The organism is Aquabacterium sp. A08 (assembly GCF_011742065.1).
In genome coordinates this window covers 1-5,400 of record NZ_JAAQQT010000523.1, presented here as the reverse complement: position 1 = coordinate 5,400, position 5,400 = coordinate 1, and the positions used below count along the sequence as shown (strand labels likewise).

At 68.8% G+C, this 5,400-nt stretch carries 7 protein-coding genes and 1 pseudogene; 4 read left to right on the top strand and 4 right to left on the bottom strand.

The window, feature by feature from the left end; translation table 11 throughout:
* The 3 genes and pseudogenes from HA630_RS03725 to HA630_RS03715 all read right to left on the bottom strand — a co-directional run.
* A pseudogene (locus HA630_RS03725) lies at positions 1–368 on the bottom strand (hypothetical protein); the annotation flags it as partial.
* Positions 369–450: 82 nt separating this feature from the next.
* A complete protein-coding gene (locus tag HA630_RS03720) occupies positions 451–696 on the bottom strand; it encodes a PP0621 family protein (protein WP_166832434.1) in 246 nt (81 codons plus the stop codon).
* Entirely contained in the window at positions 693–1,487 is a 795-nt protein-coding gene (locus HA630_RS03715) for an inner membrane protein YpjD (protein ID WP_166832432.1), read from the bottom strand. The genes HA630_RS03720 and HA630_RS03715 overlap by 4 nt, the downstream gene beginning before the upstream one ends.
* Before the next feature lie 55 nt (positions 1,488–1,542).
* Here HA630_RS03715 and ffh point away from each other — a divergent pair, with 55 nt between their 5' ends.
* The 4 genes from ffh (at position 1,543) to HA630_RS03695 (ending at position 4,982) form a co-directional block, all read left to right on the top strand.
* Positions 1,543–2,916 carry a signal recognition particle protein gene (ffh, locus tag HA630_RS03710; RefSeq protein ID WP_166832430.1) on the top strand — a complete coding sequence of 458 codons (1,374 nt, stop codon included), beginning with the start codon at positions 1,543–1,545 and terminating at the stop codon, positions 2,914–2,916.
* A 17-nt stretch (positions 2,917–2,933) separates the two neighbouring features.
* Positions 2,934–3,578: a hypothetical protein gene (locus HA630_RS03705; protein ID WP_166832428.1), complete on the top strand. Its 645-nt coding sequence runs from the start codon at positions 2,934–2,936 to the stop codon at positions 3,576–3,578.
* Between the two features lie 49 nt (positions 3,579–3,627).
* Complete coding sequence (locus HA630_RS03700; protein WP_166832426.1) at positions 3,628–3,894, top strand: hypothetical protein; 267 nt, start codon at positions 3,628–3,630, stop codon at positions 3,892–3,894.
* Between the two features lie 71 nt (positions 3,895–3,965).
* Positions 3,966–4,982 (top strand): sensor histidine kinase, encoded by a 1,017-nt coding sequence (locus HA630_RS03695; protein WP_166832424.1) that lies wholly within the window; start codon positions 3,966–3,968, stop codon positions 4,980–4,982.
* Here HA630_RS03695 and HA630_RS03690 read toward each other — a convergent pair.
* Positions 4,964–5,400 (bottom strand): GspH/FimT family protein (locus HA630_RS03690; RefSeq protein ID WP_166832422.1); only part of this gene is annotated, 437 nt, incomplete at its 5' end. The two genes, HA630_RS03695 and HA630_RS03690, sit on opposite strands and share 19 nt — an antisense overlap.

The window sequence follows — 5,400 nt, the reverse complement described above, 5'->3', positions numbered from 1 at the left end:
GGCCCCAGAATGGACGCCAGCAGCACCGGCAGCACGAACAGGGGGGTGTAGTTGACGCCGCCTTGCTGGAAGGTTTGCAGCAGGCCGAACACCGCCAGGTCCACCCACAGGGTGAAGGCCCAGCCGGCGGACCAGTAGGCGTCGGACCGGGCCGGGCGCGACCAGCGCAGCACCGCCAGGGTGGCGGCCAGGTACACGGCGCACAGCATGAACTGCCAGGGCCGCGCGGTGCCCTGGGTGTAGGCCAGGCCTTGCAAGGCCAGCAGGCCCAGCGCGATGACGACGCGCGCGCCCATGAGGTGCGTCCACAACCGGGCGGCGGCCGGGCCCAGGCGGCGCCGGTCTGGCGGCGGGGCGGGCGAGGGCACGAACCAAGACGGCGCGAAGCCGGTGGCCGCTTCGTCGGCGGCGTCTGCGGGGTCCGCTGGGGGCGGGGCGCCGGCCGTGGCGTCAGCCTTCGGCCAAGCGCCGGTGTTCCTGGCCACAGTAGTACCCCAAGGCGCCGCGCACGGCGTCGGTGCTGGGCAGGTGCAGGCCGCAGTGGCGGCAGGTGACGATGGCGTCGGGCCCCGGCGGGGGGGCCGGCCGTGGCGGCGGGGTGGCGCGTTCGGCCTCGTCGCGCGCTTGGGCGGCGCGGTTGTTGCGCCAAAGGTAAAAGGCCACCAGCACCACGGCCAGAACGAGCAGGTACTTCATGCGCGCTGCAACACCACTTCAAGGACGAAGCGCGAGCCCACATAGCCCAGCAGCAACAGGCCGGCCGCCGCGTACAGCATGCGCACCGCCAGCCGGCCGCGCCAGCCCCAGCGCCAGCGGCCCCACAGCAGCACGCCCAGCACGCCCCACGACAGCAGGGTGAACACGGTCTTGTGCGTCCAGGCCCAGCCCGAGGCGGGCAGTGCGCTGCTGAAGTACCAGCCGGCCAGCAGCGTCAGCGTCAGCAGCACAAAGGCCGCGGCCACAAAGCGGAAGGTCAGCCGCTCCAGCGCCAGCAGCGGCAGCGACGCCTGGCCCGGCTGGCCGCTGCGGATGTGGCGTTCGGTGCGCTGCATCATCCAGGCATGGGCCACGGCCACGCCCAGCAAGCCATAAGACGCAATGCCCAGCGCCCAGTGCAGGGGCAGCCAGGTGGAATGCAGCGCCGGGTAGGCCGCACCGGGAAAGGCCAGCGCCAGCAACACCGCCGGGGTGCCCAGGCCGGCCAGCGTCCAGCGGGTGCGCAGTTGTGGGTACAGCCGCGTTTCCAGCGCGTACACGCTGAACACCAGCCACGCCGTGACCGACAGCGTGGTGGCAAAGCCAAAGCGCACCGGCTCCACCCCCAGCACCAGAGCCAGGGCGGCGGCGTGCAGCAGCCAGACCCCACCCATCAGCGCGCTGATGGCCCGGCGCCCCAGCCGCGCCGACCAGCCGGCCAGCACGGCGTAGCCCAGCGCCGCCCCCACCGAGGGCACGGCCGTCCACCAAGGGCTCGCAGCTAAAATCATCCCCACAGTTTAACGGCCAGCCGCGCCGCTGGACGCCCACCCGAGAACACTTTGCATGGCCTCAGCCCTTACCGAAAAACTTTCCCGCCTGGTCAAGGAAATGCGCGGCCAGGCCCGCATCACCGACAGCAACGTCACCGACATGCTGCGCGAGGTGCGCATGGCGCTGCTGGAGGCCGACGTGGCCCTGCCGGTGGTGCGCGACTTCATTGCCCGGGTCAAGGACAAGGCCCTGGGCGCCGAGGTGGTGGGCTCGCTCACGCCGGGGCAGGCGCTGGTGGGCATCATCAACCGCGAACTGGCGGCCACCATGGGCGCGGGGGTGAGCGACATCAACCTGGCGGCGCAGCCCCCTGCGGTGATTTTGATGGCGGGCCTGCAGGGCGCCGGCAAAACCACCACCACCGCCAAGCTGGCCAAGCTGCTGATTGAGAAGCGCAAGAAGAAGGTGCTGACCGTGTCGGGCGACGTGTACCGCCCGGCGGCCATCGAGCAGCTGAAAACCGTGACCAAGCAGGCCGGGGCCGAGTGGTTCCCCAGCACGCCCGACCAGAAGCCGCTGGACATTGCCCGCGCCGCGCTGGACTACGCGCGCAAGCACTACTTTGACGTGCTGCTGGTGGACACGGCCGGCCGCCTGGCCATTGACGAGGCCTTGATGGCTGAAATCCAGCAGCTGCACGCCGCGCTGAACCCGGTGGAAACGCTGTTTGTGGTGGACGCCATGCAGGGCCAGGACGCGGTGAACACCGCCAAGGCCTTCAAGGAGGCCTTGCCGCTGACCGGCATTGTGCTGACCAAGATGGACGGCGATTCGCGCGGCGGGGCGGCGCTGTCGGTGCGCGCGGTCACGGGCGCGCCCATCAAGTTCGCCGGGGTGAGCGAGAAGATCGACGGGTTGGAGGTGTTCGACGCCGAACGCCACGCCGGGCGGGTGCTGGGCATGGGCGACATCGTGGCGCTGGTGGAACAGGTGACCGCCGGGGTGGACATGGCCCAGGCGCAAAAGCTGGCCGCCAAAGTAAAAAGCGGTGAGGGCTTTGACCTGGAAGATTTTCTGGACCAGATCCGCCAGATGAAAAAGATGGGCGGCCTGAGCAGCCTGATGGACAAGCTGCCCACCCAGATGGCCGCCAAGGCCAGCGACGCCGACCTGACCCGCGCCGAAAAGGACATCAAGCGCAAGGAAGGCATCATCTGCAGCATGACGCCGCAGGAGCGGCGTAAGCCCGAACTCATCAAGGCCACGCGCAAGCGCCGCATTGCCGCCGGCGCCGGTGTGCACGTGCAAGAGGTGAACCGCCTGCTGAAAGAATTTGAGCAGATGCAGGCCATGATGAAGAAGATGAAAGGCGGCGGCCTGATGAAGATGATGAAACGCATGGGCGCCATGAAGGGCATGGGCATGCCCAAGCTGCCGGGCATGTGAGCCCCGGCCCACCCGCCATGACCGACGCGCTGCCCCTGACCACCTGGCTGGAAGCGCTGCTGGCCGTGGCGGCGCTGGGCGCAGCGCTGGCCCTGCGCCCCTGGCGCATGTTGCAAGGCGGCTTGCTCACGCCCGCCCTGGCCGCGCTGGCGCTGCTGCCCTGGTTCTGGCTGCTGCCCCAAAAGCTGCCGCAGGGCTTGGCGGTGCAGTTTTCGGGCGCGTGTTTGCTGCTGTTGATGCTGGGCTGGCCCCTGGCGGTGCCGGTGCTGGCGCTGGTGGCCCTGGCCGTGTGGGCGTTGGGCAGTGCGGGCGGGGTGGCCGTGCTGTCGCAATTCGTCTGGGTGGGACTGGTGCCGGCCACGGTGGCGCTGGGCATCGGCGCGGCGCTGCGGCGCTGGCTGCCGCCCAACCTGTTCATTTACACCCTGGGGCGCGGCTTTTTGGGCACGGCCGTGGCGGTGTTTGCGGCCGGCGTGCTGTACGAACTGGCCTACCACCTGTTGGGCGGCAACACCCTGCACGACGCGCTGGTGGCCCGCTGGCTCATGGCCTGGGGCGACGCCTTTTTGACCGGCCTCTTCACCGCCGTGTTCGTGGCCTTCGCGCCGCAGTGGCTGGCCACCTGGTCGGACGCGCGGTATTTGCGCCCGCCCGGCGGCTGACCATCAGCCTGCCATGGCTTTTGCTGGACGTGCAGATTAGACTGCGCAGATGGAAATCGAAATCTACAAAGCCTTCATCACCGCTGGGGTGCCCGACCCCGAGGCGCGTGCGGCCGTGGAATCGATCAACAAAGAGATTGATCGCCGGTACAGCTTGCACGCGCAGCAGTTGGTGACGCGGGGCGATCTCAAAGAGACGGAAGCAAGGCTGGATGCACGTTTGGCTGATGCGAAGGTCGAGATCATCAAGTGGACCGTGGGTACGATGTTTGCTGCTGTGGGCCTGTTTGCGGCGCTGACCAAGCTCTGGCAATAAATTGGATTCCCGCTCCATAAAGAACCGCCCCTGTGGCGGTTTTTTTTGCGACTGGTGCTAGATTGGCACCCATGGCCCAACTCCCCCCCAGCCGCCTGCCCCACTTCCGCAACCTGGGGGTGTTGCTGCGGGCGTTGGTGCTGGTGCAGCTGCTGCGCCTGGTGCACGGCTGGGTGCAGGCCCCCGGGTGGCAGGCGTGGTGGCACGGCCTGCTGGACGCCGCGCCCCTGTACGAACCCGTCACGCTGACCGTGGTGGTGCTGCTGTACGCCCTGGCCCCCTGGCTGGAACGGGCCGCCTACCGCCACGCCGTGGCCGCTGTGCTGGCCCTGGCCGCGCTGGCCGCCGCCGCCTGGCACAGCACCCTGGTGCTGGGCATGGGCCTGCGCCTGCCCGGCAGTGCCGGCCACAGCGCCAGCGTGGCCGCGCTGGTGGCCGGTGCGGTGCTGTTCTACTTCAACTGGCGGCACCACCGCCTGTCGCCCGCGCTGGCCCAGGCCCGCATGACGGCGCTGCAGGCCCGCATACGGCCCCACTTTTTGTACAACAGCCTCAACAGCGTGCTGGCCCTGCTGCGCACCCAGCCCGCCCAGGCCGAAGCCCTGCTGCACGACCTGGCCGACCTCTACCGCGCCCTGCTGGCCGACGCCCGCACCTTGGTGCCCCTGGCCCAGGAACTGGCCCTGGCCCGCGCTTACGTCAATATTGAACAGCAGCGCCTGGCCGACCGCCTGCGCCTGCACTGGCTGTGCGACCACGCCCCCGCCCAGGCCCTGGTGCCGCCCCTGCTGCTGCAACCCCTGCTGGAAAACGCCGTGCGCCACGGCGCCGAACCCAACCCCCAGGGCGCCGACGTCACCCTGCAGGCCGTGGCCGACGACACCACCCTGCTGCTGTACGTGCGCAACACCCTGCCACCGCCCCACGCCGCCGCCCAGGCGCCGCACAGCGGCAACCACATGGCGCTGGACAACATCCGCGAACGGCTGGCCCTGCACTTTGACGCCGAAGCCAGCCTGCGGCTGCGGCAGGACGGCGGGGAGTTCGAGGTGCTGGTGCGCTTGCCGCTTCAACTGCAATCCGGGTAGCCTGAAACTTTGCTTTCACCGCGGGGGGAGCACATGCGGATACGTCCCAAGCCACTGACCACCACGCGCAGCGCTTTGCCGTTCGGTGCCGTCAAATGGACATTGCCTGCCGTCACGGTGCCGCGCCGGTACTGAAAGGAAAAGCGGTTCCCGGACACGTTGCTTTCCAGGGCAATGCCTGGGTAGGCGGTGTTGTCCCACCGGTATTCCACCCCATCGAGGACACAAGATGCAGGCGTGTTGCAGTTGCAAGCAGTGTCTTGGCTGAAGCCGTAGCACCAACTGGTGCCAGAGGCTCTGAACGTGACCGAGACGTTGCCACTGCGCTTGATGGACTCGGATTTGGCCAGCCGGAGGTCGGCCTGCACCGCTTCTGTTGAGCCTTTCAAACGCAGCGTTTCGCGCATGCTGGAAAAAG

Coding starts and splice junctions, on each gene's coding strand:
- HA630_RS03720 (WP_166832434.1), bottom strand. CDS start 696: ATGAAGTACCTGCTCGTTCTGGCCGTGGTGCTGGTGGCCTTTTACCTT.
- HA630_RS03715 (WP_166832432.1), bottom strand. CDS start 1,487: ATGATTTTAGCTGCGAGCCCTTGGTGGACGGCCGTGCCCTCGGTGGGG.
- ffh (WP_166832430.1), top strand. CDS start 1,543: ATGGCCTCAGCCCTTACCGAAAAACTTTCCCGCCTGGTCAAGGAAATG.
- HA630_RS03705 (WP_166832428.1), top strand. CDS start 2,934: ATGACCGACGCGCTGCCCCTGACCACCTGGCTGGAAGCGCTGCTGGCC.
- HA630_RS03700 (WP_166832426.1), top strand. CDS start 3,628: ATGGAAATCGAAATCTACAAAGCCTTCATCACCGCTGGGGTGCCCGAC.
- HA630_RS03695 (WP_166832424.1), top strand. CDS start 3,966: ATGGCCCAACTCCCCCCCAGCCGCCTGCCCCACTTCCGCAACCTGGGG.